The 24,487-nt window shown below is 56.5% G+C and carries 21 protein-coding genes; 4 read left to right on the forward strand and 17 right to left on the reverse strand.

All coding sequences use genetic code 11. The features are described from left to right. Positions 1-8: 8 nt before the first annotated feature. Positions 9-422, reverse strand: a complete 414-nt coding sequence (locus KI379_RS27770) for a hypothetical protein (RefSeq protein WP_076171916.1) — start codon at positions 420-422, stop codon at positions 9-11. Positions 423-432: 10 nt separating this feature from the next. Further along, positions 433-981 carry an NAD(P)H-dependent oxidoreductase gene (locus tag KI379_RS27775; RefSeq protein ID WP_076171918.1) on the reverse strand — a complete coding sequence of 183 codons (549 nt, stop codon included), beginning with the start codon at positions 979-981 and terminating at the stop codon, positions 433-435. A 178-nt stretch (positions 982-1,159) separates the two neighbouring features. Here KI379_RS27775 and KI379_RS27780 point away from each other — a divergent pair, with 178 nt between their 5' ends. From KI379_RS27780 to KI379_RS27790, 3 genes are all read left to right on the forward strand, one after another. Next, positions 1,160-1,795, forward strand: coding sequence for an HlyD family secretion protein (locus tag KI379_RS27780; RefSeq protein WP_212985606.1), 636 nt, complete (start codon positions 1,160-1,162; stop codon positions 1,793-1,795). Positions 1,796-1,807: 12 nt separating this feature from the next. Beyond that, positions 1,808-3,352: a DHA2 family efflux MFS transporter permease subunit gene (locus KI379_RS27785; RefSeq protein ID WP_076171922.1), complete on the forward strand. Its 1,545-nt coding sequence runs from the start codon at positions 1,808-1,810 to the stop codon at positions 3,350-3,352. A gap of 190 nt (positions 3,353-3,542) precedes the next feature. Beyond that, positions 3,543-4,172, forward strand: a complete 630-nt coding sequence (locus tag KI379_RS27790; protein ID WP_076171924.1) for a LysE family transporter — start codon at positions 3,543-3,545, stop codon at positions 4,170-4,172. Here the strand turns inward: KI379_RS27790 and KI379_RS27795 are convergent. Then, positions 4,114-5,553: an amino acid permease gene (locus tag KI379_RS27795; protein ID WP_076171926.1), complete on the reverse strand. Its 1,440-nt coding sequence runs from the start codon at positions 5,551-5,553 to the stop codon at positions 4,114-4,116. The two genes, KI379_RS27790 and KI379_RS27795, sit on opposite strands and share 59 nt — an antisense overlap. A gap of 173 nt (positions 5,554-5,726) precedes the next feature. After that, positions 5,727-6,986 carry an alkaline phosphatase gene (locus KI379_RS27800; protein ID WP_076171929.1) on the reverse strand — a complete coding sequence of 420 codons (1,260 nt, stop codon included), beginning with the start codon at positions 6,984-6,986 and terminating at the stop codon, positions 5,727-5,729. A 236-nt stretch (positions 6,987-7,222) separates the two neighbouring features. Here KI379_RS27800 and fumC point away from each other — a divergent pair, with 236 nt between their 5' ends. Next, positions 7,223-8,611 carry a class II fumarate hydratase gene (gene fumC / locus KI379_RS27805; RefSeq protein WP_076171931.1) on the forward strand — a complete coding sequence of 463 codons (1,389 nt, stop codon included), beginning with the start codon at positions 7,223-7,225 and terminating at the stop codon, positions 8,609-8,611. A gap of 83 nt (positions 8,612-8,694) precedes the next feature. On the opposite strand, the gene KI379_RS27810 is transcribed toward fumC, so the two are convergent. The 13 genes from KI379_RS27810 to KI379_RS27870 all read right to left on the reverse strand — a co-directional run bounded on the left by KI379_RS27810 (position 8,695) and on the right by KI379_RS27870 (position 24,342). Then, complete coding sequence (locus KI379_RS27810) at positions 8,695-9,951, reverse strand: MFS transporter (RefSeq protein ID WP_089549650.1); 1,257 nt, start codon at positions 9,949-9,951, stop codon at positions 8,695-8,697. 180 nt (positions 9,952-10,131) lie between these two features. Continuing rightward, entirely contained in the window at positions 10,132-10,719 is a 588-nt protein-coding gene (locus KI379_RS27815; RefSeq protein ID WP_076171937.1) for a TetR/AcrR family transcriptional regulator, read from the reverse strand. A 180-nt stretch (positions 10,720-10,899) separates the two neighbouring features. Further along, complete coding sequence (locus KI379_RS27820) at positions 10,900-11,061, reverse strand: hypothetical protein (protein ID WP_163881934.1); 162 nt, start codon at positions 11,059-11,061, stop codon at positions 10,900-10,902. Positions 11,062-11,155: 94 nt separating this feature from the next. After that, a complete protein-coding gene (gene cydC / locus KI379_RS27825) occupies positions 11,156-12,925 on the reverse strand; it encodes a thiol reductant ABC exporter subunit CydC (RefSeq protein ID WP_212985607.1) in 1,770 nt (589 codons plus the stop codon). Beyond that, positions 12,922-14,772, reverse strand: a complete 1,851-nt coding sequence (locus KI379_RS27830; RefSeq protein WP_212985608.1) for an ABC transporter ATP-binding protein/permease — start codon at positions 14,770-14,772, stop codon at positions 12,922-12,924. Before KI379_RS27830 ends, cydC begins: the two co-directional genes overlap by 4 nt. 5 nt (positions 14,773-14,777) lie before the next feature. Continuing rightward, positions 14,778-15,797, reverse strand: coding sequence for a cytochrome d ubiquinol oxidase subunit II (gene cydB, locus KI379_RS27835; protein ID WP_076171943.1), 1,020 nt, complete (start codon positions 15,795-15,797; stop codon positions 14,778-14,780). Further along, the gene (locus KI379_RS27840; protein WP_212985609.1) at positions 15,781-17,193 is read right to left on the reverse strand and encodes a cytochrome ubiquinol oxidase subunit I; all 1,413 of its coding nucleotides are present in this window, start codon (positions 17,191-17,193) and stop codon (positions 15,781-15,783) included. The genes cydB and KI379_RS27840 overlap by 17 nt, the downstream gene beginning before the upstream one ends. Before the next feature lie 285 nt (positions 17,194-17,478). After that, positions 17,479-17,961, reverse strand: a complete 483-nt coding sequence (locus KI379_RS27845) for a hypothetical protein (protein WP_076171947.1) — start codon at positions 17,959-17,961, stop codon at positions 17,479-17,481. Positions 17,962-18,241: 280 nt separating this feature from the next. Beyond that, on the reverse strand, positions 18,242-18,544 hold the full coding sequence (locus tag KI379_RS27850) for a hypothetical protein (RefSeq protein WP_212985610.1): 303 nt from the start codon (positions 18,542-18,544) through the stop codon (positions 18,242-18,244). A 61-nt stretch (positions 18,545-18,605) separates the two neighbouring features. After that, entirely contained in the window at positions 18,606-20,672 is a 2,067-nt protein-coding gene (locus tag KI379_RS27855) for an iron ABC transporter permease (protein WP_373309625.1), read from the reverse strand. A gap of 8 nt (positions 20,673-20,680) precedes the next feature. Further along, positions 20,681-21,712 carry an ABC transporter substrate-binding protein gene (locus KI379_RS27860; RefSeq protein WP_212985611.1) on the reverse strand — a complete coding sequence of 344 codons (1,032 nt, stop codon included), beginning with the start codon at positions 21,710-21,712 and terminating at the stop codon, positions 20,681-20,683. A gap of 201 nt (positions 21,713-21,913) precedes the next feature. Further along, the gene (locus tag KI379_RS27865; protein WP_212985612.1) at positions 21,914-23,548 is read right to left on the reverse strand and encodes a hypothetical protein; all 1,635 of its coding nucleotides are present in this window, start codon (positions 23,546-23,548) and stop codon (positions 21,914-21,916) included. Beyond that, complete coding sequence (locus KI379_RS27870; RefSeq protein ID WP_212985613.1) at positions 23,545-24,342, reverse strand: ABC transporter ATP-binding protein; 798 nt, start codon at positions 24,340-24,342, stop codon at positions 23,545-23,547. Before KI379_RS27870 ends, KI379_RS27865 begins: the two co-directional genes overlap by 4 nt. Positions 24,343-24,487: the final 145 nt, after the last annotated feature.

Raw genomic sequence — 24,487 nt, forward strand, 5'->3', positions numbered from 1 at the left:
GGATCCTGCTACTTTTTGTTCTTCGCCATCGACCGCAGCGCTTCCCGGTAGGCGTTGTCCGTACTGTAGTCCGGCTTTGGCGCCGGGGGCTCCTCCTTGGCCGGCGTGCCTCCGGCGAACTGCCGGAGAGCATCGCGGTAAGCCCGGTCGCCCTGCTGCTCCGCAGCCTGCGGCCTCCGGGTTGTCACCGGCACCGGCTCGGGTCTTCTTACCGGTTCAGAGGCCACCGGTCCGGTGGTTGCCGGCAGCGGTTCCGCCGCCTTCACAGGTTCAAGATGAGCGGCTGGCTCCGCCGCCTCTGGGTTGTTTGGGACGGATTCCGGAGCATCCTTTTTTTTCGCCGTTTTCTTGGACATCCGGGCATTGTAAATAAAAAGAAAAACCAGGGCGAGGACAGCCAGAACGATAAAGGCGATAATCATAGCCTGTACCTTACCTTGCTGCCGAGGAGAATCGTCCGGCCAATTCGGCTACGCGCTTGCCTAATGCTCGGCCCAGGGCGAGGTCGTTTTCGCCGGGCAGGTTTTTGGGATCGTCATCCGAAAGCTCCACGGGACACGTCACACCCACGCCGTAATACGATCCGTACAGGGCATTCTCCGGTATGTTTCCGGGAAGACCGACAACGATCATGCCGTTGTGAAGCATCGGCGTCAGCAGGTTGATCATGGTGGATTCCACCCCTCCATGCACGGTTGCTGTCGTGCAGAATACGGCCCCTACTTTGTTGACCAGTTTGCCCTGCGCCCACAGGTAGCCGAGCCGGTCAATCCAATTTTTGAGTCCTGAGCTGATGGTTCCAAAATGCCCCGGACATCCCCATACGATGGCGTCCATATCCTCCAGTTTATAAATGTCCGCTTCATTGACGTGAGCGATCTCTGCCTCAGCTCCGTCTACGCCCTTAGCCCCTTCCCATACGGAACGCGCCAAGGCTTCCGTGTGGCCGTTTTCGCTGTCGTAAACCACGTACACTTTCATGCATAACTCCCCTTTCATCAACTGGATTTCTTATTTATCCCCAGGGCAGCGTTCCTTTATCCTAGCAGTGATCCGGGAAATTCCTCTGCTGAATATGAATGGGGCAATTAGGAGATGCTCTTGGATATCTGTTTTCAATCGATAACTAGGAAGCAACTTTAGGAGGGATCATGCTTTTATGAACTCGCGTGCACTGCTGGTCAACGTTGTAGTCGTCATCATTGTGCTCGTCCTGGGCGGCGCGGCCATTTATTACTACAACCAGACGTCCAACTACATTAAAACCGACAACGCCCAAGTCACCGGACAGGGGGTATCCATCACCGCACCAGCGGCCGGCAAGCTTACGACCTGGAACGGATCCGTCGGAAAGTATTACAATTCCGGCGATGTCGTAGGAAGCGTAACTTCCGGAGGTACCCGGGTCGATATTACGTTCCCTGTGAACTCCACCATCGTTCAGCAAACAGCGGTTCCCAATTCTTTTGTATCCCCGGGAACTTCGCTGGCAAGAGCCTTCAACCTGAACAACCTGTGGGTTACAGCCAATATTGAAGAAACCAAGCTGGATAAAATCAAGGTCGGCCAAACCGTCGACGTCTACGTTGATGCTTTTCCGGATACAACGCTAACCGGCAAGATCGATCAAATCGGACTGGCTACCTCGTCTACGTTTTCGCTGTTTCCAACGACGAATTCCAACGCCAACTACACCAAAGTGACGCAAGTCATCCCTATCGTCGTAACCATTGAAGGATATAAAGGCCTCGGGCTCGTTCCAGGCATGAATGCGACTGTCCGAATCCATATTTAGGGGGCTTGTCTAATGGAAAATATACACTTGGGGCGGACGTTGACGGTACTCATGCTTGGGGCGTTCGTCTCCATCCTGAACCAGACGCTGCTGAACGTGGCGATCCCCCACCTGATGAACGATTTTAACGTGTCCGCAACGACGGTGCAGTGGCTGTCCACCGCCTACATGCTGGTGAACGGCGTGCTCGTTCCGGTCACGGCTTTTCTGATTGAGTCCTACGGGACCCGGGTGCTCTTTATTACGGCCATGAGCCTATTCACCATCGGTGCGGTGCTCTGCGCCGTCAGCACCAACTTTCCGCTGATGCTGTTCGGCCGCGTTGTGCAGGCCAGCGGGGCGGGGATCATTATGCCCGTCGTGATGAACGTGTTCCTGACGGTTTTCCCGCCCGAAAAACGCGGGACCGCGATGGGCATGATGGGGATTGCCATGATGTTCGCACCGGCGATCGGACCGACGTTATCGGGATGGATCGTGGAGCACTATACGTGGCGCATCCTGTTTTTCATGGTCATTCCGCTGGCCGTTCTTGATATACTGTTCGCCCTGAAGTGGCTGAAAAACATCAACCGCCTGACCAAACCGAAATTCGACTTCTGGGGCGTCGTCTTCTCTACCCTGGGCTTCGGGATCCTGCTGTACGGGTTCAGCTCCGCCGGAGACAAGGGCTGGACCAGCTTTACGGTGCTTGGCTCGCTGATTGTTGGCGCCATATTTATCATCCTGTTTATCGTGCGCGAGCTGAACATGGAATCGCCGATGCTCGATTTCCGCGTGTTTAAGTACGACATCTTCTCGGTTTCGACGGTCGTCGGCGGCCTCGTCAACATGACGATGTTCGGAGCGATGCTGCTGCTTCCGATTTACCTGCAAAATATCCGCGGGTTCACCCCGCTCCAGTCCGGCCTGCTCCTTCTGCCAGGGGCGATCCTGATGGGGATCATGTCCCCGATCTCGGGAGCGATTTTCGATAAAATCGGCGCACGGCCCCTGGCCATTATCGGGCTGCTCATCACTGCGGTCATGACCTTTGAATTCAGCCGGTTGACCGACGCTACGTCGTATTCGCATCTGATGATGCTCTACACGATTCGCAGCTTCGGCATGTCGCTGATCATGATGTCGGTACAGACCGAGGGACTCAACCAGCTTCCCTACTACCTCGGAAGCCACGGAACCGCGATGTCCAATACGATGCGGCAGGTGGCCGGGTCGATCGGGACCGCGCTGCTGGTGACGGTGATGTCGACGCGGACCACTTTTCACATCGCGGAATCGTCCACGCTCTACAACGAAGACAATCCGTTCATCATGCAGGATATCGCTGCACTTGGGCAGGAGGTTGCCACCACCGCAGGGGTTCCCGCCGAGACCGGCGTATCGCTGGCACTGCAGTCGGTGCTGGGGCTGGTGTCGTCGAATGCAAGCATCAACGGGATTAACGACGCCTTTATCGTGGCGACCTGGTTCGCTATCGCCGCCCTGTTCTTTTCCCTCTTCCTGCGCCGGGCGCGCAAAGGCAAACGGTCCGGGAGCCCGGCCAAGCAGCCCTAAGCTTCTAGACCCAAAGCGCAGCACCAAGATATTGGGCCTCATGATCGGGGTACATATACAAAGCCGCTATCCCGCATGGGATAACGGCTCTTTTATTTTTCGGACAAGATTTGCTTTTTTAGTCGTACAAGCAGAGCCCCTCTCATAGGATGTAACAATGCGACAGACCGATGAAGGGGGTTCTCTTTGAATGAGTGTATGGATCAGCCATTTCCTGCTTGGCCTTTCCCTGGCCGCTCCGATTGGTCCCATCAATGCGGCACAGATGGACCGCGGGCTGCGCGGAGGCTTTTTACACGCGTGGCTGGTGGGCCTCGGGGCCATGGTGGCCGACGGAATTTTTATGCTGCTTGTGTATTTCGGGGTCATTCATTTTCTTAACATCCCTTTTATGAAAACGTTTCTGCTGCTGTTCGGCTTTTTTATCCTGACTTATATCGGCGTAGAAAGCCTCCTGACCGCAGGAAAAGCGGGTATGGAAACCCGCAGCAGTAATGAATCGCATGTGAAATCCTTCAGCGCCGGCTTTATCATGTCCATCTCTAACCCGCTGTCTATCCTGTTCTGGATGGGGATTTACGGGTCGGTTCTCGCCGACATGATCGCCAAGTACGAAGCCAAAGAGGTGTTCCTGTACAGCTGCGCCATCATGGCCGGCCTCCTGCTGTGGGATGTGCTGATGGCAATCGTAGCCAGCATGTTCCGGCGGGTGCTTACGCAGCGCCTGGTCAGCGCGATTTCGGTCATTTCCGGCATTTCGCTTATCGGATTCGGCCTCTACTTCGGATACGAGGCATACCGAATTTTGTTCGGGTCCTGATCGTTCTCGGGCCAGACTCTGCGTGCTCTTCGGTATGGTACGAGCCCTTCTTCGACCCATCAGTCTTGTTCCAGAAATGGCGCATGACCAGCGTAACACAGCCGATCACGACGATAAATCCGAGACTGATGAAAAAACCGGGACGGCTGATTTTATGAAACAGCGTTCCGATCAGTGTCAGGGTGATCAGCGCCATGCCGATATACCTCTTGGCTTTGCCCCATCCGGTCAGCTCCAGCAGCTTGCCGGACGTGACGAGAATAAACATCCAGTTATACAGCAGCATCATGCCCGCAGCCGTCGTAATGTACTCATATACGCTTTTCGGCATCAGCAGAGCGGATACCACGGAAGCGAGGAGCCCCACAGCCGTCAGACCGATGGCCGGCAGGGGCTTTTTGCCTTCCTTCTTCTTGCCCTTAATGAAAAAGGGCGGTGCGTCCCCATCGCTGGCCAGCGTAACGATCATCGTCGTCACCGCAAACAGCGAGGCCGTCATCGTCGAGAAGCCGGCAATAATGAGGACCGCATTAAACAAATGCGGCACAAACGGAAGTTTATAATCGACAAGAGCCACCACAAACGGGCTCTCCTCGGCGGCATAGGATTTCCATGGCTCGAGAATAAGCGCCAGTCCGATGGAAATGACATAAATGGACACTAACAGCAGCAGCATCACTTTGCCAGCCTTCGGCGCGTCTTTGGGCTCCTTCAGCCTCATGGTCATCAGACCTAACGCTTCCAGACCCCCGTATCCGTAAAAAGCAAAAATGAGCGCCGCCCAAAATCCTGTGAGCCCGCCCGGTACCCAATCCCGCGGAAAGGCGGGACCGTGAGCTTTGGTCGGGAGTACGCCGGATACCGCCAGAATGGCGATGACCATAAACATAAAGATCGCCGCAATTTTTAGCACGGCAAAAATGTTCTCCATTCGCTCGAATCCCTTGGTTCCAATCCAAATAATAAGGAGCCCGAGAACACCGTACCCCGCCGCAAAGCACCACATCGGAACCTGCGGAAACCAAAAGCGCGAAAACAAGGCAAGCGCCGTTAATTGGCTCCCCATAATAAGCAGCTCCGACGACCAGTACACCCAGCCGCTGCTGAACCCTGCCCACCGGCCGAAAGCCTTCTTGGCGTAAGAGCGGAACGAGCCCTCCATCGGATCCTCCGCTGTCATTTGAGACAGCTTGTCATAGACCAGGTAGGCTCCGAACGCCGCCAGGGCGTACGCAACGACAGCGGAAGGGCCGCCGATCTCGATCGCAATATGAGAGCCCAGAAAAAAACCCGTACCGACCGTGCAGGCCACCCCAAGGAGCGACAGCTGCCACCATTTCAGTTTCTTTTCTTTCGTCTGGGAGCCTTGATTCTGTGCCATAAATGATTCCCTCCACCGTATTGGTCGAACTCTGTTATCATCCCCTGGAGGTGACATCTTATGTACATTATGGCGGGCCCCGAAATACCAAAAAACCGCAGCTGCAGGGACTTTCGCCATCCTGCAAACTGCGGCTTTGAAACAATAGATTTATGATTCCTTTTAACGATTCGTTACTTCTTGATTCCCCAAGCTTTCAAAATGGCATCATGCACATACGTGTTTTCGTAGACGCCTGCAAACAGCTCGGCTCCGCTGCCCGTAGCCGTCAGCGGCACGTCCACGCCGGAGTGGCCGGAAGTCGTCCAGTCCACATAGAACTGATTCTTCGAGTTCGCGATGGCGAACGGACCGTCTTCCTTCGAGATGCCGTCTCCGGACTCGTCCTTGTCATCCGGCTCTTCAATTGTCAAACCGCCTGTCTCATGGTCGGCCAGCACAAGCACCAGCGTGTCAGGATGCTTTTTCGCGAATTCCTTGGCGACGCCTACCGCTTTATCCAGCTCCTGGCCGGCTTTGATCGTCAGCTTGGCGTTATTTTCATGCGCCATTTCGTCCGTACCTTCTTCCTCCACCATCAGGAAAAAGCCCTTTTTATTCGTAGAGAGTGTATCGAGCGCCTTTTTCGTCATATCCACAAGCGGTACCGTCGGGTTGTACAGGTCGCCTTGTCCTTCCTCTCTTTGCTGGAACATTTCTTCATTGGCGAACAGGCCGAGAATTCTGCCGTTCTTCGCTTTGCTCAGCTCTTCTTTGTTCGTTACAAATTGATATCCGAGCTGCTTGGCTTTCTCCACCAGGTTGCCCTGAGTGCCCTTGCTGCCTTCCGACGGATCTTCAGCAGGCTGGTCCGGATGCGGCCCCGGCGTACCTTGCGGGTACCAGAAATCCTCACCGCCGCCCAGCAGGACGTCTACTTTTTTCTCCAAGTATTGCTTGGCGATATCGCTTTGCTTCGAGCGGTCCTCCACATGCGATGCGAATGCTGCAGGCGTTGCGTCGGTAATTTGGCTCGTCGTCACCAGGCCCGTGGATTTGCCTTTCTCCTTGGCGATTTCAAGCAGCGTTTTGACCGGTTTTTTGTTGGCGTCCACGCCGACGGCTCCATTGTAAGTCTTCACGCCGCTGGCAATCGCCGTTGCCGCTGCAGCGGAGTCGGTGACCGTAGTTGTGGAATGGGTACGAAGAAGTCCAACATATGGCATATCGTCCATTTGCAGCTTGCCGTTAACGCCAACCGTGCTCAGACGGATGGCATCGCGAGCTGCGGTGCCCATGCCGTCACCGACAAACAGGATCACGTTTTTAGCTTTGCCCGCATTGGGCGATGGAGCTTTCGAGTTTCCTTGGGCGCTGACCGAGCCCGTAAAAATTAAACTTGCCGCCGCGCTCAGGCAGAAAGCGGTTTGAACCAGACGTTTACTGCGTTTCATTCATCATTCACTCCTTTAAAGGATTCTAGCATGTCCCCATTATAGGAGCCGATTGTTAAACGGGATGGCGGAGTTTGTAAAATGTATTTCATCTTTACGAAGAGGCATGCGGATTGGGGCCGGACAGGTCCAAACTGGTTTCGGGTGAAATCTGTTTTCTCCTGGTCCCCGGATTATGATATATTTCATATCAGGAAGACCTATTTTTCATAGAAGTGGAGAAGGAGGAAACACAATTGGAATTCAGAATTGAGAAAGACACCATCGGCGAGATCAAGGTTCCGGCGGACAAGCTTTGGGCGGCGCAAACCCAGCGCAGCTTTGAAAATTTTGAAATCGGCACGGAGAAAATGCCCCTTGAGCTGATTCGTGAATTCGCCATCCTCAAGAAAAGCGCAGCTCTCGCCAATAAAGAGCTCGGCAAGCTGAATGCAGAAAAAGCCGACGCTATCGTCGCAGCGGCCGACGAAGTGATTGCCGGCAAACTGGACGATCATTTTCCGCTCGCCGTATGGCAGACCGGAAGCGGCACCCAGTCCAACATGAACGTAAACGAGGTCATCGCCAACCGGGGGAACCAGCTGCTTCAGGAACAAGGCAGCGACCAGCGTATCCACCCGAACGATGACGTCAACAAGTCGCAAAGCTCCAATGACACCTTCCCGACCGCTATGCATATTGCCGCCCTGATCGCCGTGGAGGATCAAGTCCTGCCTTCCCTGGTGAAGCTGAAGGAGACTTTCCGGGCGAAGAGCGAGCAGTTTATGGATATTATCAAGATTGGCCGGACCCACCTACAGGACGCGACTCCGCTGACCTTGGGACAGGAAATCAGCGGATGGCACCGGATGCTGGAGAAAAGCGAAGGCATGATCCGCAGCAGCCTGGAGTCCCTGCGCGAGCTGGCAATCGGCGGGACCGCGGTAGGAACCGGGATTAACGCCCATCCGAAGTTCGGCGAGATGACGGCAGCCAATATCAGCAAGCTGACCGGCAAAACGTTCACATCGGCAGAAAACAAATTCCACGCGCTCACGAGCCATGACGAGATCGTCTATGTTCACGGCGCGCTGAAAGCGCTTGCCGCTGATCTCATGAAAATCGCCAACGACGTGCGCTGGCTGGCCAGCGGTCCGCGCTGCGGCATCGGCGAGCTGACGATCCCGGCCAATGAACCGGGCAGCTCCATCATGCCGGGCAAGGTCAACCCGACGCAGAGCGAAGCACTGACGATGGTCGTCTGCCAGGTTATGGGCAACGATGCAGCGATCGGCTTCGCGGCGAGCCAAGGCAATTTCGAGCTGAACGTGTTCAAGCCGGTCATCATCTATAACTTCCTGCAGTCCGCCCGCCTGCTGGGCGACGCCATGCGCTCATTCAACGATCATTGCGCCGTGGGCATCGAACCAAACCGCGCAGTCATCGAGCGCAACCTGAATCAGTCGCTCATGCTCGTGACGGCACTCAATCCGCACATCGGCTACGAAAACGCCGCCGCGGTCGCCAAGCTGGCACACAAGGAAGGCCTGACGCTGAAAGAAGCGGCCCTGAAGAGCAACCTACTCACCGAAGAGCAGTTCGACGCGGTCGTGCGTCCGGAGGAAATGATTCATCCGAAGGAATAGTTAGAGATAGAAAAAAAGTCGAGTTAAGGTCAGGAATCTTCCTGGCCTACTCGACTTTTTTTATTTCTCTCACCATACTCCCCTCAGCTTGTCATTGCCCCTCGGTCTGCCCCTGCGGCGGCAGGTTTGGCTTTGGAGCGTGCCAGCCGGATTTCCTCCTGCTTTCTCGCGGCGTAATAACGCCGGAAGCGGACGGAATAACCGAGCATATACAGCACCAACAGCGAGGCCAGCGTGTTCAGCACCACGAGCGACACATGCAGATCGAAAAAGTACGTCAACACGCCGGTGCCGACAACCGGTACGATAAACCCGGCATAGCCGGCAAGGTAAAAGGTCGTGATGACCTTTGACCGAGCCTCGGCGTGCGGCAGCTCACCAGCCAGACGCAAGCTGATTTGGAACGTCCAGCCGCTGCCAAGGGCTTGAACCAGCACCCCGATCCACAGCAGAACGATGCTTCCGGTGGATCCTGAGAAGACGACCAGCCATGCCCCGATCGATAGCAGCGCGATGCCCAGCCGAAGACGGGTAACCGGTTCGCTCGCCAGCGGCAACAATTGCAGCAGGGCCCCTCCTCCAAGCAGCAGCAGGATCAGCAGGCCGGAGACGGACAGGTTGGATGAATGGAGCACGCTTTTCACAAAAGAAGGAATCAGGGACAAAATAATACCGTTCAGCGTAAACAGCGTAAAGATCGGCAGGGCGCTGAACGACCAGAAATGCGGGCTGATCTCGGACGGCACTCCCAGCGATATCGGTGCAGGTGCTGCTTTCGGCTTGCCTTTTTGCGCCAGAAAATCGGCATCCTTTAACGTTTCCAGAGCCATCCACGCGGTCACCAATAATGCCGTCAACAGCCAGAAAGGAACGCGCAGCGGCATCAAGTGCAGATACTGAATGACCAGTCCCGTCAAAGCCGGACCGAGACCGAATCCGACCGAGACCGTTATACCCGATAAGGTGATGGCCAGCGGGATTTTATCACCCGGCGTCTGCTTCAGCAGAAACGCCACCGCGGTACCGGTAAACGTCCCGTAAGCGATCCCCTCCAGAATTCTTGCGGCATACACGAGCCATGCCTGCTGGCTGCCCATAAATACCAGAGTGGCAAGAATGGAGATCCCTATGCTGATCCGGAGCACCCGCTTGAGGCCCCAACCGCTTCCCCGGGATCCGGAGACCAGCAGTGACGGCAGCAGGAACAAGGCATATACCGCAAACAAAATCGTGATCTGCAGGCTGCTTAGATGGTAACGCTCCTGATAAAGCGGAAATAACGGGGACGTAAATGTCGCCCCGATTGACATCATTAATATGATCCAAAGCATGCGTTTCATATGATTACCCTCACTTTTATTGGAATGTTCGTTCAAGAAAAAGGGTTAAAAATCGGCCTCCTCCCTACAAAAGGGAGAAGCAGCCGGTGCTGTAACTGCATTTATCTGAACGCTCGTTCAAGAAAATCTCAAAAAAATAGGGTCCAGACTCGCTGAAAACTTCCCCATTTCTATTTATCTTTAAAAAACCGTAGACACCGCGACGGCACAAATATCCTCCAGTACGCCGCGATCAGCCGTCGTCCGGGCCATGACATGGACGCCCTGCTTGACGCCGTTCAAAAAACGGGCCAGCTGGCGCAGACTTTGCTTGCTTCGCACCAGCCCTTTGTTTTGCGCCCGCATCAAGAAGCTGAACAGCAGCCCTTCTGTATGCATATAGTGCGCATCGATCCGGCTGGCGACGTTCGGGACATAAGCTACCGCTCCCAGGGTCGTGTTCGTCATGAGGCAGCCGCGCCCACGGGCCGCGTTACTCAGCGAAACGTCCATCACTCTGGAAAAATAACGCTCCAGCTGCTCCTTGGGCGAGTCGCTGTCCTCTTTTAAAATATAGTTGTAATTCTCGTCCGTCCTTGCGCTGAAACGGTCCAGGCAGGCCAAAAACAGCTCGTGCTTGTCGCCGAACGTATCGTACAAGCTGCCCCGGTGAATCCCGAGATGATCGCACAAATCCTGGATTGAGGTGCTCTCGTAGCCCTTCTCCCAGAACAGGTCCAGCGCCTGGTCGATGGCTTTCTCCTGGTCGAATTCCTTATGTCTGCCCATACCGTAAACGCCCCTTTCTTGATCATGATGTGAGGATAACATTTTCTTGAACGTTCAGTCAAGTATTTTGCGCAAAAACAGGCGGGACGCCCCCGATCTTCACGATCTCCTTAAGGCGTCCCGACGTCATATCGCTGCTATAAATGGAAAATGGTCTTTTGGCCAAAGCCCGAGGGCCGATTATTCGTTATCCTGGGTTGGCTGCTGGCTGAACGCTTCTTTAGCGTCCTTCACCATTTCTTTGGCGAACTCTTCTCTTTGTTTGTCCGGTACCGGCATTTTGTTCAGCTCGGTTCTTTGGACTTCGTATTTGCTAGGCTCTTGATCGTTGTGATTCGTCATGTCCGGGTGCACCTCCTTTAATTGCAAAAAACTGCCCAAGTGGTAGGATGCACCAGTCCGGTTTTTTTATGCATGGCTAGCCTTCCACAGCCGCTTAATTGGCCTTGATCAGCAGCGCCTCCGGCCGGTCCAGCTGGTACAAGCTGCGGTAGCGGGGCTCGTTCTCCATCAGCTCGGCATGGCTGCCGCGCATCACGATCCTGCCGTCCTCCATAAACACGATTTCGTCCATGTGTTCCGCTCCGGCCAAATGATGCGTCACCCAGATCAGCGACTTCCCCTGCAGCGAATCGAGCATGATCCGGATCAGCTCATTCTCTGTCCGGGGGTCCAGGCCAACCGTCGGTTCGTCCAGCAGGACCACCGGGTTGTTCCGCAGCCAAATCCGGGCCAAAGCGATCCGCTGGCGCTCGCCTCCGGAGAACCGCTGACCGGTCTCGTGCATCCGGGTATGGTAGCGGTCCGGCAGCGATTCGATCAGCCGGTCCAGCTTCACCTGCCGGGCGGCCCGCACGATATCCTCCTCGCCGGCGTCCTGGCTGCCGAGCCGGATATTGTTGGCCACGCTCGTATCGAACAGATGCGGATTCTGGTTCAGCAAGGAAACGATATGGGGCATATGCTCCCCGATCGCCGCGGCCGGAACGCCGTTCAGCGTGACCTCGCCTTCGCTAGGGGTAAGCGCCCCTTCCAGCAGCTTAAGCAGGGTCGATTTGCCCGCACCGCTGCGGCCGATGATGGCGACCTTTTTGCCCTGCGGAATATCGAGGGATATATCCCGAAGTGTCCAGGACGGATCGCCTTCATAGCGAAAGCCGGCGCGTTCCACCCGAATATGAACGGCGCCGCCGGCCATTGCTGCGGCTTGATCCCCGCTCACCTGTCCGTTTCCGTATCCATTCACGTTAGACTCCTCCCCTTCCAAATCCGAGAGCCGCCGCAGGGAATCCCGGTAGCGGGGAAGATGCTCCACGGCTTCCGAGACCGGGAGCAGGGCATCCGTCACCGGGAACACGACCAGCACAAAGGCCGCGATCAGCACGGCAGGCAGCTTCCCGTCGGCATACATTCCTGCCGCCCAGACCAGCACCGCCAGCAGGATCAGGCCGACAACGCACTGGCCGGCCAATTGTCTGAAGCGTACCCAGGCGCGGAGCTTCGCATCCGTTCGGGCGGCCTCCCCGGCCTTCGCATCGTATGCCGCCAGAAACTGGGCCTCCCGGCCGCTGATCACCCAGTCGCCCATACCCAGCACAGCATCGGTCAGCTGCCGGTACATGCCGGCTTTCTGCGTTTTGGCCAGCTTCGTTTTGGCCTTGGTCATCATCAGGGATAGCCACGGCAGAATGCCGACAAGGATGAACATATACAGCGCCAGGACCAGGGCAAAGCGAAGATCCCAGCGGCCCACCGCCGCTGTGGCTGCCGCGTACATGACCAGCGCCGACGCTCCGGGAAACACGGTCCGCAAATACACATCCTGCAGATGCTCGATGTCGGCGGACAGCACGCCCAATACGTCTCCGGCGCGAAACCGCGACTGGATCCAGAGCGCCTGGGGCTCCAAGATGCGGTACAGCCGCTCGCGCATGGAGGATACGATCCGAAGGACCGTATCATGGCCCGCCAGCCGCTCGGCATAGAACAGGACGGCCCGCCCGATGCCGAACGTGCGGACGAGCACGATCGGCACGTACACCATCAGAATGTTCTCCGGGCGCAGCGCCGATTTGGAGATCAGCAGTCCGGAGGTGAACATCAGGCCTGCCGCGAACAGCAGCGCGAGACTGCCAAGCCCGATAATCAGCAGGCAGCGTCCCCAGTGGGCCCGGATGTACGGTATAATCCATCCTTCTTTTCTCACCTTACTCCCTCCATTTGCGATCGAATCAAAGCGTCATACGCCCCGCCCTTGCCGAGCAGCCCCGAATGGGTGCCCTCCTCTACGATTCTGCCGTGGTCCATCACCAATACACGGTCCATATCGGGCATCCAGTGCAGGCGGTGGGTGGCCAGAAAAACAAGCTTGCCCCGGAACAGGCGCAGCATCGTTTGCTTCAGTTCATACTCGGTTTCAATATCGAGATGGGCCGTCGGCTCATCCAGCAAAATAATCGGCCGGTCGCTCAGAAAAGCTCTGGCGAGCGCCACGCGCTGCGCCTGCCCGCCGCTCAGCTGGCGCCCGCCCTCGCCGATCGGCTCATCCAGGCCACCCGGCAGGCTGCGGACCAGCCCGGCAAGGCCGGCTGCTTCCACGGCCTGCAGCGCTTCCTCCCGGGACGCCTCCGGCGAGTAGAACCGGATGTTGTCCAGCAGGGAGCAGCTGAACAGATACGGATGCTGCGGGATGTAAGTGATCTGGCTGCGCCACGCTTCACCGGCCAGCGAACCGACCGGCGTCCCGTTCAGGCAAATCTCGCCTGCATCGGGTGCGAGGAACCCGCCCAGCACGTCGATCAGCGTGGATTTGCCCGCGCCGCTGGCGCCGATGATGCCGATGGTCGGCATGCCCTGAACCTCAAGGGACACGCCATCCAAGGAACGAGGGCTCTGGGGGCTCTGCCCCTGCCCGGACCCATCCGTACAGCCCTCAGCAGGCCGGTCAGCCCCAGCCTCCCGTCCGCGTTCCGCACCATCCGTCTCCGGTGCTGAACCGTACGCCTCAGCCTGGTGCTGCACGGTCACCCCCGACAGCGTCAGCCGGCTGAACGGCGACCAGCGCCAATCGGCGCCCGGACCCGGCGCTCCGTCGGAATCAGCCGGCTCTCCCTCCGGCCGGTCCAGGATGGACTGCATCACGGCGCCCGCCTCTTTGCCGTCCTGCGTCGCATGGAAATCCGTGCCCACCTGCCGGACGGGCAGGAAATATTCCGGCGCCAGGATCAGCACCGTCAGCGCGGTGACCAGTTCAAGCTGGCCGTTCACAAGCCGCAGGCCAAGGCCGACGGCGACGACGGCCACCGACAGCATCGTAAAGAAGTCGAGCGCGAACGAGGACAGGAAGGCGACACGAAGCGTCCGCATCGTCGCCCTCCGGTAGCGGTCGCTCACCTTGGCTACCGATGCGCCGTGCTCCCGGCTCTGTCCCAGCAGCCTCAGCGTCTCCAGGCCGCGCAGCGAATCGACGAAGTGGTTGGACAGCACACGGAAGGTGTCCATCTGCTTCTCGGCCTGCTTGCGGGCCGCCAGCCCGATGAGGATCATGAAGGCGATCAGGATCGGCATGGAAACCAGCAGAATGACGCCGGACGTGATGTCGCGGAAAAAGACGTAGGCCAGAATCAGCCAAGGAATGATGGACATGCCTGCCATCCGGGGCAGGATCAGCTCCAGGTATTTGCGGAACTTCTCCGTCCCTTCGAGCGCCAGCGTGACCAGATGGCCCGTGCCTTCGGTTCGCGCAAACCGCGGGCCGAGCCGGAACAGCTTGCGCAGCACCCTCCCCCGGACATCGGCAGCGGTGCGGTCCGCAAATGCGCTGCCGATTTTCTGCTGCAGCAGTCCGAGCCCGTGCCGGAGCAGAAAAGCACCCAGGAACATCGCGATCCTGCCGGTCTGACCGGATAGCGGCGCCCCGGCGAACAGAGCCGACACGGCCTCTGCCAGCCCCTTGGCCATCATCAGGATGGAGACGCCTTGCAGAACCGTCAGGAGCAGCATGACGGCGAAAACGGGCTTTATCCCTTTGTAACCCAGCAGCTGCTTATCCATCGTGCTCAGTACTCCAGATGGCTCTGCTCGTGAACCCGTTTATGAAAGACGAAATAGCTCCAAATCTGATAGCCAAGCACGAACGGCAGCAGGGATAAAGCCACGATCGTCATGACTTTCAGGGAATACGGACCCGATGCGGCGTTGGTCAGCGTCAGGTTGAACGCCTGATCGATCGAGCTGATCATGACGTTCGGGAACAGTCCGGCAAAGAAGAAGGCAATCGTCAGCGCAATGACGGCGCCCGTCATGCCGAATGCCCAGCCGTCACGGCGCTTGGCGATGAAAACGGCGGCCAGCACGTAAGCGGCGACGATCACCACGCCCATGACGGTCAGCAGGAAGGCACGGCCCTCAAAAATGTCCGTTTCGAAATAGGTCATCGCCCCGAACGCCGCAATCAGTACCGCCAGCGGGGCAAGCAGCACCTCCGCCAAGCGGCGGGCCCGCACCTGCAGGTCGCCGGTGACCCGAAGCGTCGTAAACATCAGTCCGTGCACGAGGCAGAGCACTACCATGGTGAGCCCGCCGACCACGGAATACAGGTTGACGATGTCGCCGAAGAATCCGGCTTTCATCTCCATCGCCTGGTCGATCGGCAGCCCCCGGATCAGGTCGGCGAAGACGACGCCGAGCAGCAGCGGCGGCAGCAGACTGCCGATGAAGATGACGACATCCCACGTTTTTTTCCAAGCTGCGGTCTGCACCTTGCCGCGGAATTCAAAAGCCACCCCGCGCCCGATCAGGGCGAGCAGCAGGAGCACCAGCGGCGTATAAAATCCGCTGAACAGCGTCGCGTACCAGTTCGGGAATGCGGCGAACATCGCGCCGCCGGCCGTCAGCAGCCACACCTCGTTGGCATCCCAGAAGGGGCCGATCGAATTGATCAGCACCCGGCGCTCCGTATCGTTTTTGGCCAGAATGCCCGTGGACATCCCGACCCCGAAGTCAAAACCCTCCAGAAAGAAAAACCCGATAAACAGAACAGCTACAAGGACAAACCACAGCTCATTGAGAGACAGCATGCGGAACTCCCTCCTTATCAAATGGATCGGCCGACTCATTCGAATGAGCAGCGTTGTCGGCGTACGGTCCTTTTTTGATGACGCGGACGAACAGATACACCATGACCACCGCCAGAATGGCGTAAATGGCCGTAAAAGCAATGATGGAGAACAATACCTGGCCGGCCGTGACGCTCGGCGATACCCCGTCGGCGGTCGTCATCAGACCGAATACGGTCCAAGGCTGGCGTCCAATCTCCGTCATGATCCAGCCCGACGTATTGGCGATAAACGGCAGCGAAATGGCAAACAGCATCAGGCGCATAAACCAGGTGTTGCGGTTGTCGAGCTTTTTGCGTGCCGCAAGATAGGCGCCATACAAGCTGAGCACAATCAGCAGCGAGCCGCTGGCCACCATGATGCGGAAGCTCCAGAAGGTCGTGCGCACCGGAGGAATGTAATCCCCGGGGCCGTACTGCTGTTCATATTGGGACTGCAGCTCCTTCATCCCCGTCACTTCGCCGGAAAACTTGCTGTAAGACAAGAAGCTGAGCAGGTAGGGAATTTGAAATTCCCCGGTATTGGTCTGATTTTTCGTATCGATAAATGCGGTGACCGTCCACGGCGCGGGATCGCTGCTCGTTTCCCAGAGCGCTTCGGTCGCAGCCATTTTCATCGGCTGGGTCTTCACCAAATATTGCGCCTGCTGGTGGCCCACCAGTGCCACGCCGATCGAGGACACAAGCCCGATGATCACCGCGATGGCAAAAGATTTTTTGAAAAAGGCGGTATCCTGTTTCTTCAGCAGCTTATAAGCGCTGACCCCGGTGACCACAAAGGCCCCGGTCATAAAAGCCGCCAGAATCGTGTGCGGGAACTCCAGCAGCAGCTGGCCGTTCGTAATCAAAGCTAGAAAGTCGTTCATCTCCGCACGGCCGTTATGGATCGTATAACCGACCGGACGCTGCATAAAGGAGTTGGCCGCCAAAATCCAGAACGCCGACATCACCGTGCCGAACGCGACCAGCCAGATGCAGATCATGTGGACCTTTTTGGACAGACGCTCCCACCCGAAAATCCACAGGCCGATAAACGTCGATTCGAGGAAAAACGCAAGCAGCGCTTCGATCGCCAGCGGGGCCCCGAAGACGTCACCCACAAAGCGGGAGTAAGCCGACCAGTTCATGCCGAACTGGAACTCCTGCAAAATCCCCGTCACCACGCCGACGGCGAAGTTGATCAGGAACAGCTTCCCCCAAAATTTAGCCATTCGTTTGTACTCTTCTTTGCCTTTGACGACATACATCGTTTCCATGATCGCGATCGTGAACACCAGTCCAATGGACAGCGGCACGAAAAAAAAGTGAAAAATCGTCGTCGCGGCAAACTGGATACGTGACAGCATAACTACATCCATCGTCTCTTCCCTCTTTCCTGTCGTTATTCTTAAAACCCGCCTAACAGGTTCCGATAACTTGGCTTCATCGTTTCTTCCTGTATCATGGCAGACTTTGAATCCGAATATTGTGATAAATGTCACAATGCAAAGCCCAAATCGTTGATTTTGTGAAATTAGTCACAAAATATTAAAAAATGAGGCCCTTCAAGCACAAAAAAGACGCCCGCACCTTTCGGCGCAGCCGTCCAATTCTTCAGTTCCTCTATATATGTTGCCTGCTTCAGGCTCGTTCGTGAAATCATGCTAGTCCCGTGCCACATAGTATTTATTGGTCATGTACCAGGCATCGCCCTTATCGGTCGGCACTCTGCCCTTCTTCTTGTCCAAAAATACGATTTCCTTGCACTTGGAACAATACCATTTGGTCGTGTAGTATTGGGAAAAGGTCGTGTAAGTCGTACCGCATTTGCAATCGACCTTGAAGTACACCCGGTTTTCTTCGTACGCCTTCGACAGCTGATCCGTGTTGTCGGACTCCGAAGAAGGAACCACGGGCTTGATCAGTTCAGCGTAATTGGAGAACCGATTATGCACTTTAAAATCGGCGACCAGCTCCGGATTCAGGCCAAAAAACTCCTTACCGATCGCTGTGATGAATTTCGCATCTGTGCGATAGCACTCGATCCATTCCTGAATCTGCTTATTGGATAAAGGTACAGTTCCTTTAATGCCGCTATTCAAGGTGTAGGTCATGATGCTCAAATTCTCATTGTCTTCATAGAACATTAATTCGGAAACCTCCTTATGATTTCAATTAATAATGTACTACTTCTGAGGGACAGAATCAAAGTGAGAAATAGTGCCAAGTGCCGGAAATATAAAAAAGCCCCCTTTCGGGGGCCTTCCAAAGCGGGAAACCCGCAGCTGCCGGATGTAGAGCGCTTTAATACGGCATGCGTGCGGCTTCATTTTTTGTATGAAATTACGACAAAAGGATAACATTTACCAGCCATTTTGTCGAAATCCGCCTGGTGTAAACGGTTGTTAGCCGCAGAAACAAGTCCGATTAAAGACGACGGTATGGGCCGGGATACGGACCGTGTGGATAGTGTGGATGCGGAACATGATGGTGACGGCCGTCCGCCAGCGCAATCACCAGCAGATCAAACAGTACGAGCGGCAGAATGAAAGGAAAAAACGAGATATGCGCCTTTCCGGGACTGCTCGAGACCGAGGAAACCTTCAGGTATACCTTGGAACTGCTGACCTTGACGATCTTACCGTAGAACGTGCTTCCGTACTTCGTCTTGATCTTTACCCGGCGGTTCATATACTTCTTGGCAGCCGAATAATGTTTGGATGTCGTCATGCGTCTCACCCCCTTCTCCCCAGCTTATTCCAGCTGAGGCGAAGGGAGCCGGGGCGGAAGGCTATTTCCTGAGCCGGTTGGAGCGGAACATCAGAAAGAGCAGGTAAGGCGTTCCGATGACCGCTGCGACAAGACCGACCGGAATTTCCTTGGGGGCGATCAGCAGCCTGCCGACGATATCGGATATGACCATCAACAGGCCCCCGAGCAGCGCCGACAGCACGACCGCGCGCCGGGTATGATGCCCGGTCAGCAGGCGGACGGCGTGCGGGGCCAGCAGGCCGACGAAACCGACCGTGCCAACGGCCTGAACGACGGCGGCCGCGATGAGCACGCCGATCAGCGCTGTGAGCAGCCGGGCCCGCGTCAGCGCCAGGCCAAGCCCCTGGGATACGGCATCGCCGAATCCCAGCAGGTCCGCCCGGCGGCCGATCAGCCAGGCCGCCGGAAGCAGGACGATCAGCAGCGCCGCCAGCCTGATCAAATCGCTCCAGCCGCGGGCATAGACGGTGCCGGCCAGCCAGGCCAGCGCCGGAGCAGCCCCCATGCCGGAGCGGATGACCAGGAACTGGATCGCCGCGGCGCAGGCCGCCGACACGGCGATGCCGACCAGCGTCAGCGTGCTGGTCTCCAGCCCCTTCCGCCAGGACAGCACGCCCACCACGGCTGCTGCGCCCATAGCGCCCACGATGGCCGCAGCCGGCAGCCATCCACCGGAGGCGGCCGGGAAGAGCACAATCAGCAGCAGCGCCCCAACGCCCGCGCCGGAGGTGACGCCCACCACCGAGGCATCCGCCAGCGGATTGCGGACGGTGCTCTGCAGCATGACGCCGGCCACGGCGAGACCGGCTCCGGCCAGCAGCGATACCAGCAGGCGGGGCAGACGCATATCAAGGATGATATTGCGGTACATCGCCTCCCCGCCGCCGCTCAGGACCGCGAGCGTATCGCCCAGCGGGATGCGCAGGCTGCCTGCCGATATGCCGATGACCGATGCCAGCAGGATCAGCACCATCATGGCGGCAAGCAGCAGCGGGTACGGCGGGCGCTTATGCAGCACGCCGGCGCTCATCCCGCCTCCGCCGTCCGCCGCAGCCGTGCGGCTGGCCCGCAGCGCCAGCCAGATCAGCCACGGCGCGCCGAATAGCGCCGTGACGGCTCCCGCCGGCAGCTCCCCGAGCGTGCCGCGGAACAACCGGGCAATGGCGTCGGCACCCAGCAGGATGACCGCGCCCCATAACGCGCTGCCTGGAATGAGCAGCGCATGCCGCCGCATCCCGAGCAAGCGGATGAGATGCGGGGCGATCAACCCCACAAAACCGATCGGGCCCACCACGCTGACGGTGACCCCGGCGAGCAGGACCGCCGCGGCGAGTGCGGCGGTGCGGGCCAGCCCGACCCGCTGGCCCAGCGCCTGGGCGGTCTCGTCCCCCATCTCCAGCAGGTCCAGCTGGCGCCGGAACAGCCATGCCAGAACGAGGACGCCGGTCACCCACGGCCAGCTGTAGGCCGCTCCGTGCCAATCGTTCTGGTTCAGCGAACCCGAGCCCCAGACGAACAGCCCATTCGTCTCGTTCTCAAACAGCAGCTGAAGCGCGCCGGTGAACGAGGCGAGCACCAGCGACACGATCATGCCGGAGAGCGCCATCCGGACCGGCGTGCTCCGGCTTGCCCCAGCCAGCAGGTAAGACAGCCCTGCGCCCAGGCAGCCGCCGAGCAAAGCCGTGATAAGCGGTGACGAATGAATCAGGGACGGCATAAAGATCGTGCACAGCACCACGGCAAAATAAGCGCCGGCATTGATGCCGAAGGTTCCCGCTTCCGCCAGGGCGTTCCGCGTCACCGTCTGCAGCAGGGCGCCTGCCGCAGCCAGGGCGGCACCGGCCAATATGCCCATGACGGCTCTGGGCAGCCGCAGGCCGCGAATGGTCTGGTGTTCCGCGATGTTTTCCGGGTGAACGATCGCCTCATACACCGTACGAAGCGGAATATGAAGCTCCCCTTGCGTCAGGCTCAGCACCAGAAGGATCACAAGGAGAATACCTCCCCCGGCAAACACCAGCAGATTCAGGCTGATTCGGCGGTTTTCCGGCCTTACGGCAGCCACAGGTTCCGTCACCGGCTCCATTACCGGCTTCATTGCGTCAGCAGGCTGACCGTCTTATCGACCAGGATTTTCGCCGACAGCGGGCCGCCGTATACCCACATATCGCCGCCGAGAGAATACGTTTGTTGTTCCTTGACGAAATGCAAGCCGTTCCAGACGGCATTGTTCTTCATCTGCTTCTCGATAATGTTATCATCGTCCTGAACGACGTACAGCAGATTGGCATCCTGTACAGGTACCAGCGATTCCACTGTCGTCTGGGCGTAGCCGTCCTCCGGAAGGGGATTAGGCTGATAGGCATTCTCGAAGCCCGCACGCTTCAGCGCGCCTGCAGCAATCGAGTTGTCCGAGTACAGCAGCATGACCGCCGCATCCTGATTCGAAAAGCCTTGAATCAAAGCGTATTTCACATGTTCTTTGCCCGCGGCCTTCAGCTTCGCTTTGGCATCGTCAAAGGTAGCCTGCACGTCAGCGAGCACCTTCTCGCCTTCTTCTTTCTTGCCGACGATATCGGCAATCGTCCGGAAGGAATTTTCCATCGTGGCGTATTGATCCTGGGAAGCTTCTTTGGAGTAGTTATCAAAAACTACGGTCGGCGCAATCGCCTTTAGCTGCTCGTATGTATCCTTCACGCGGAAATTTTCCGCGATAATCAGGTCCGGTTTGAGGCTTGTAATCAGCTCCAGACTGGGCTCCTGCCGCGTACCTACATCGATGACGTCCGCCGACAGCCCCGGCTGGGCGTTCACGTATTTCTTATACCCTTCCACGTCGGCGACACCTTTGGGCTGAACGCCCAGTGCAATCAAATCCTCCGCGTACGTCCATTCCAGAACGACGATGTTTTCCGGCGTACCTTTCATCTCGGCGGTTCCCATCGAGTGCTGGATCGTGCGCACCTCTTCCTGTTGGGCCGGTGTGCTTGAATCTCCGCTGCCAGCCTGTGCCGCAGCTCCTTCCTTGGCTTCTCCCCCCGTACTGCAGCCTGCAGTGAATAAAGCGATGAGGCAGCACATGATGAACGGGGCAAACAGCCCCCTTTTTAACCGGAATGTCTTCATGAACACAATCTCCCTCTCTGCTATGTACTTATTATTGATATTGAGAATCAGTATCAATTAAATATCTAAATGATATTGGTTCTCAATTGGGATGTCAATAGCGATTTTGGGCATTAAAAAGCGGCCTTCCGCCGCATTGGCGGAGCCGCTTATGTACAGCTTGATAGAAGACCGCTTGCAGAATATATTCCGGCCCTTAGCTTAAAGGTTACGGAAGGCCAGTTTCCATGCGGCAATATTGGCGATCAAGGCCACAGCCATCAGCACATATACTCCGTAAGTCGAGAAACGGAGTGCAAAATGAAGCCCTGCCATTGCCCCCAATATTAAAAAAAGTAGGAGCATCAGGCCGGTCCTTCCGGATTGCGTTCCTGCCTGAGCGGGTTCGGTAAACGGCATCTCCAAACCCATCAGCCGGAAGCTGATCACGGTATACAGCAGGGTCATAACGAGTATGACCAGCAGATCCGGCAGGATCCTGACGCCGAAAATCACCGTAAAGATCATGCTCTCCACAACGAAAATCGGCAAAATAAGCTGAGCAATGCATGCTTTAAGCGTGCCTTTATAGACAGGCTCATGATTACGCAGCGGTACCGTACTGAAAATCCACGCCCCTTTCGGCGTGCTGGTGTATTGCAGCATCATGACGGCGCTGGGGATCATCACGGCACAGAAATACATAAACAAATAAGAGTTACCTGAACGAATCTCCTCCCAGCTGCTGCCCGAATTAAACGTATTAAACATGAAAATAAACGGAAAGATCAGCGAGAGTCCCAGCGAAGGGTACACCTTCAGTTTATAATCCCGCTCCTTCCGGATCATGCCGAGCGCAAAGCGGAAAAACACCTGCTCCTCCCGGCTTCTGCAGATCCAGCGCCCCAGAACATCCGGCCACCGTCCGCCTCTTCCCTTCTTGCGGGCAGTCTGGGTGGACAGTTTCCGCAAATTGGCTTCAAACGAAGGGATCATCCGAACATAAATCCATACGGCCAGGAGCGGCAGGAGGACCGACAATAGGCTGAAAACGATGATCGCCTCTCCCCTATGTCCACCGAACAGCCATTCAAACGGAGCCGCAAACCAGACCGGGAACAGAAATACATGCCACCATTGGGCTTCATACCCGATCTGCAGATCCACTAAATTGAACACTCTGGCGATGAGCTGATAACCAACCGCCATGACCATCGTGAGGCCGATTTGCACATAATTGATGATGTCCTTCAGCTTTTCTCCGTCGAAGAAGCGGAGGACGAGCCAGTACAACAATGCCGTTATCGCGACGATCAGCAGATCCATCAGTACGATCTCCAGCACAAATATCAAGAAAAATACAATGCCATGTCGGAACAGGACGCCAACGAGCGGTGCGGCCGTAATCGAGCCTGTAATAAAAAACAAATAAATCATGATATGAATGGCCTTGGCCATATTGATCGTCTTAGCGTTCACCGGTTTGGAACCCAAAATGGTATGGTCCCGAACATCCAGCAATACAGAGGAGAAGTCGGAAATCAGCGACGTCGTGATCATAAACATCAAGATACCGAATACGATGCTCATCTGAAAAATAAGGTTGTGACCCATGACCACGAATGGCGTCATGACCGCCCCCATCACGGCATAGATCCACAGCGACTTAAGAAACTGGTTCGACAGCTCATCAGGATCAGCAGATCGGGAAGTTTTACCGATGAGTGTCGGCGCCCGGCGGCCATCCATTGTGAGTTTGATCTGTAGTATACGGCGCATCTGCACATAATCCATCCCTGCCTTTTCGAATAAACCCTTGCAGCGGTCCAGCAGAATCAGCGTTTTGAAATCATTCATCGCTGTACCTCTTTTACAATGGACACGATTCGGGCTGCCGTATCTTTATGCTCATGATACCCGGTCAGCTCTGTAAAAATTTCTTCCAGTGTTCCTTCATGCAGCTGTTCCTGCAGCTGCTCGAAGCTGCCGTCGGCGACAACGTTCCCTTCATTCAGCAAAACGATCCGGCTGCTGATCTTCTCCACAACCTCCATAATATGAGACGAATAAAAGATCGTTTTGCCTTCGGCTGCAAGGCTCGCCAGCATTTCCTTCACCACCATAACGCTGTTTGCATCCAGTCCGCTGAGCGGCTCATCCAAAAAAAGAATGTCGGGATTATGCAGGAGGCTTGAGATTAACAGTACCTTCTGGCGCATGCCTTTGCTTAAAGAGGAGATCCGGTTAAAGTACACCTCTTCCAAGCCAAACTGCTCCATCAGCCGCTGCGCCCTGTGATCGGCAAGCCGCCGCTCCAGACCGTACAGCTCGCCAACGAACGTCAGATATTCCTGAGCGGTCAAGCTATCGTACATCTCGGCGATCTCCGGAACATAGCCGATCTTGGCCTTATACTCTACCTCTCCGTCCGAAATATCCTTGCCGAAGATGCGAACCCGGCCGCTGTAGCCTTTGATCAGTCCCAGCATGATTTTGACCGTCGTACTTTTTCCCGCGCCGTTCGGGCCGATATATCCGATGATTTGCCCTTCATACACATCCAGGTTGATGCCCTTCAGAACCTGCTTTCCCCCATAGTTCATTTCGAGTCCTTGGATGGAGATGATCGGCTCACGGTTTGATTCTGGCATAGCAGCTCCCCCTATCATCTTATTTTCCAAATACTAGCATAGCAGATATAGGGATGGAAGCGGCCATGAATCATGCAATCGGCGTAATTTTTTACGAAATGCGACAACTTTCCTTGTTTTTGCGCGTTCTAAACGATGTCCGGTT

The organism is Paenibacillus cineris (genome assembly GCF_018333335.1).
GTDB lineage: Bacteria > Bacillota > Bacilli > Paenibacillales > Paenibacillaceae > Paenibacillus_AQ > Paenibacillus_AQ favisporus.

What these genes read in the sequence shown, in the direction of transcription:
- KI379_RS27770 (WP_076171916.1), bottom strand. Translation starts at nt 422, where the DNA reads ATGATTATCGCCTTTATCGTTCTGGCTGTCCTCGCCCTGGTTTTTCTT.
- KI379_RS27775 (WP_076171918.1), bottom strand. Translation starts at nt 981, where the DNA reads ATGAAAGTGTACGTGGTTTACGACAGCGAAAACGGCCACACGGAAGCC.
- KI379_RS27780 (WP_212985606.1), top strand. Translation starts at nt 1,160, where the DNA reads ATGAACTCGCGTGCACTGCTGGTCAACGTTGTAGTCGTCATCATTGTG.
- KI379_RS27785 (WP_076171922.1), top strand. Translation starts at nt 1,808, where the DNA reads ATGGAAAATATACACTTGGGGCGGACGTTGACGGTACTCATGCTTGGG.
- KI379_RS27790 (WP_076171924.1), top strand. Translation starts at nt 3,543, where the DNA reads ATGAGTGTATGGATCAGCCATTTCCTGCTTGGCCTTTCCCTGGCCGCT.
- KI379_RS27795 (WP_076171926.1), bottom strand. Translation starts at nt 5,553, where the DNA reads ATGGCACAGAATCAAGGCTCCCAGACGAAAGAAAAGAAACTGAAATGG.
- KI379_RS27800 (WP_076171929.1), bottom strand. Translation starts at nt 6,986, where the DNA reads ATGAAACGCAGTAAACGTCTGGTTCAAACCGCTTTCTGCCTGAGCGCG.
- KI379_RS27810 (WP_089549650.1), bottom strand. Translation starts at nt 9,951, where the DNA reads ATGAAACGCATGCTTTGGATCATATTAATGATGTCAATCGGGGCGACA.
- KI379_RS27815 (WP_076171937.1), bottom strand. Translation starts at nt 10,719, where the DNA reads ATGGGCAGACATAAGGAATTCGACCAGGAGAAAGCCATCGACCAGGCG.
- KI379_RS27820 (WP_163881934.1), bottom strand. Translation starts at nt 11,061, where the DNA reads ATGACGAATCACAACGATCAAGAGCCTAGCAAATACGAAGTCCAAAGA.
- KI379_RS27830 (WP_212985608.1), bottom strand. Translation starts at nt 14,772, where the DNA reads ATGGATAAGCAGCTGCTGGGTTACAAAGGGATAAAGCCCGTTTTCGCC.
- cydB (WP_076171943.1), bottom strand. Translation starts at nt 15,797, where the DNA reads ATGCTGTCTCTCAATGAGCTGTGGTTTGTCCTTGTAGCTGTTCTGTTT.
- KI379_RS27840 (WP_212985609.1), bottom strand. Translation starts at nt 17,193, where the DNA reads ATGGATGTAGTTATGCTGTCACGTATCCAGTTTGCCGCGACGACGATT.
- KI379_RS27845 (WP_076171947.1), bottom strand. Translation starts at nt 17,961, where the DNA reads ATGTTCTATGAAGACAATGAGAATTTGAGCATCATGACCTACACCTTG.
- KI379_RS27850 (WP_212985610.1), bottom strand. Translation starts at nt 18,544, where the DNA reads ATGACGACATCCAAACATTATTCGGCTGCCAAGAAGTATATGAACCGC.
- KI379_RS27855 (WP_373309625.1), bottom strand. Translation starts at nt 20,672, where the DNA reads ATGGAGCCGGTGACGGAACCTGTGGCTGCCGTAAGGCCGGAAAACCGC.
- KI379_RS27860 (WP_212985611.1), bottom strand. Translation starts at nt 21,712, where the DNA reads ATGAAGACATTCCGGTTAAAAAGGGGGCTGTTTGCCCCGTTCATCATG.
- KI379_RS27865 (WP_212985612.1), bottom strand. Translation starts at nt 23,548, where the DNA reads ATGAATGATTTCAAAACGCTGATTCTGCTGGACCGCTGCAAGGGTTTA.
- KI379_RS27870 (WP_212985613.1), bottom strand. Translation starts at nt 24,342, where the DNA reads ATGCCAGAATCAAACCGTGAGCCGATCATCTCCATCCAAGGACTCGAA.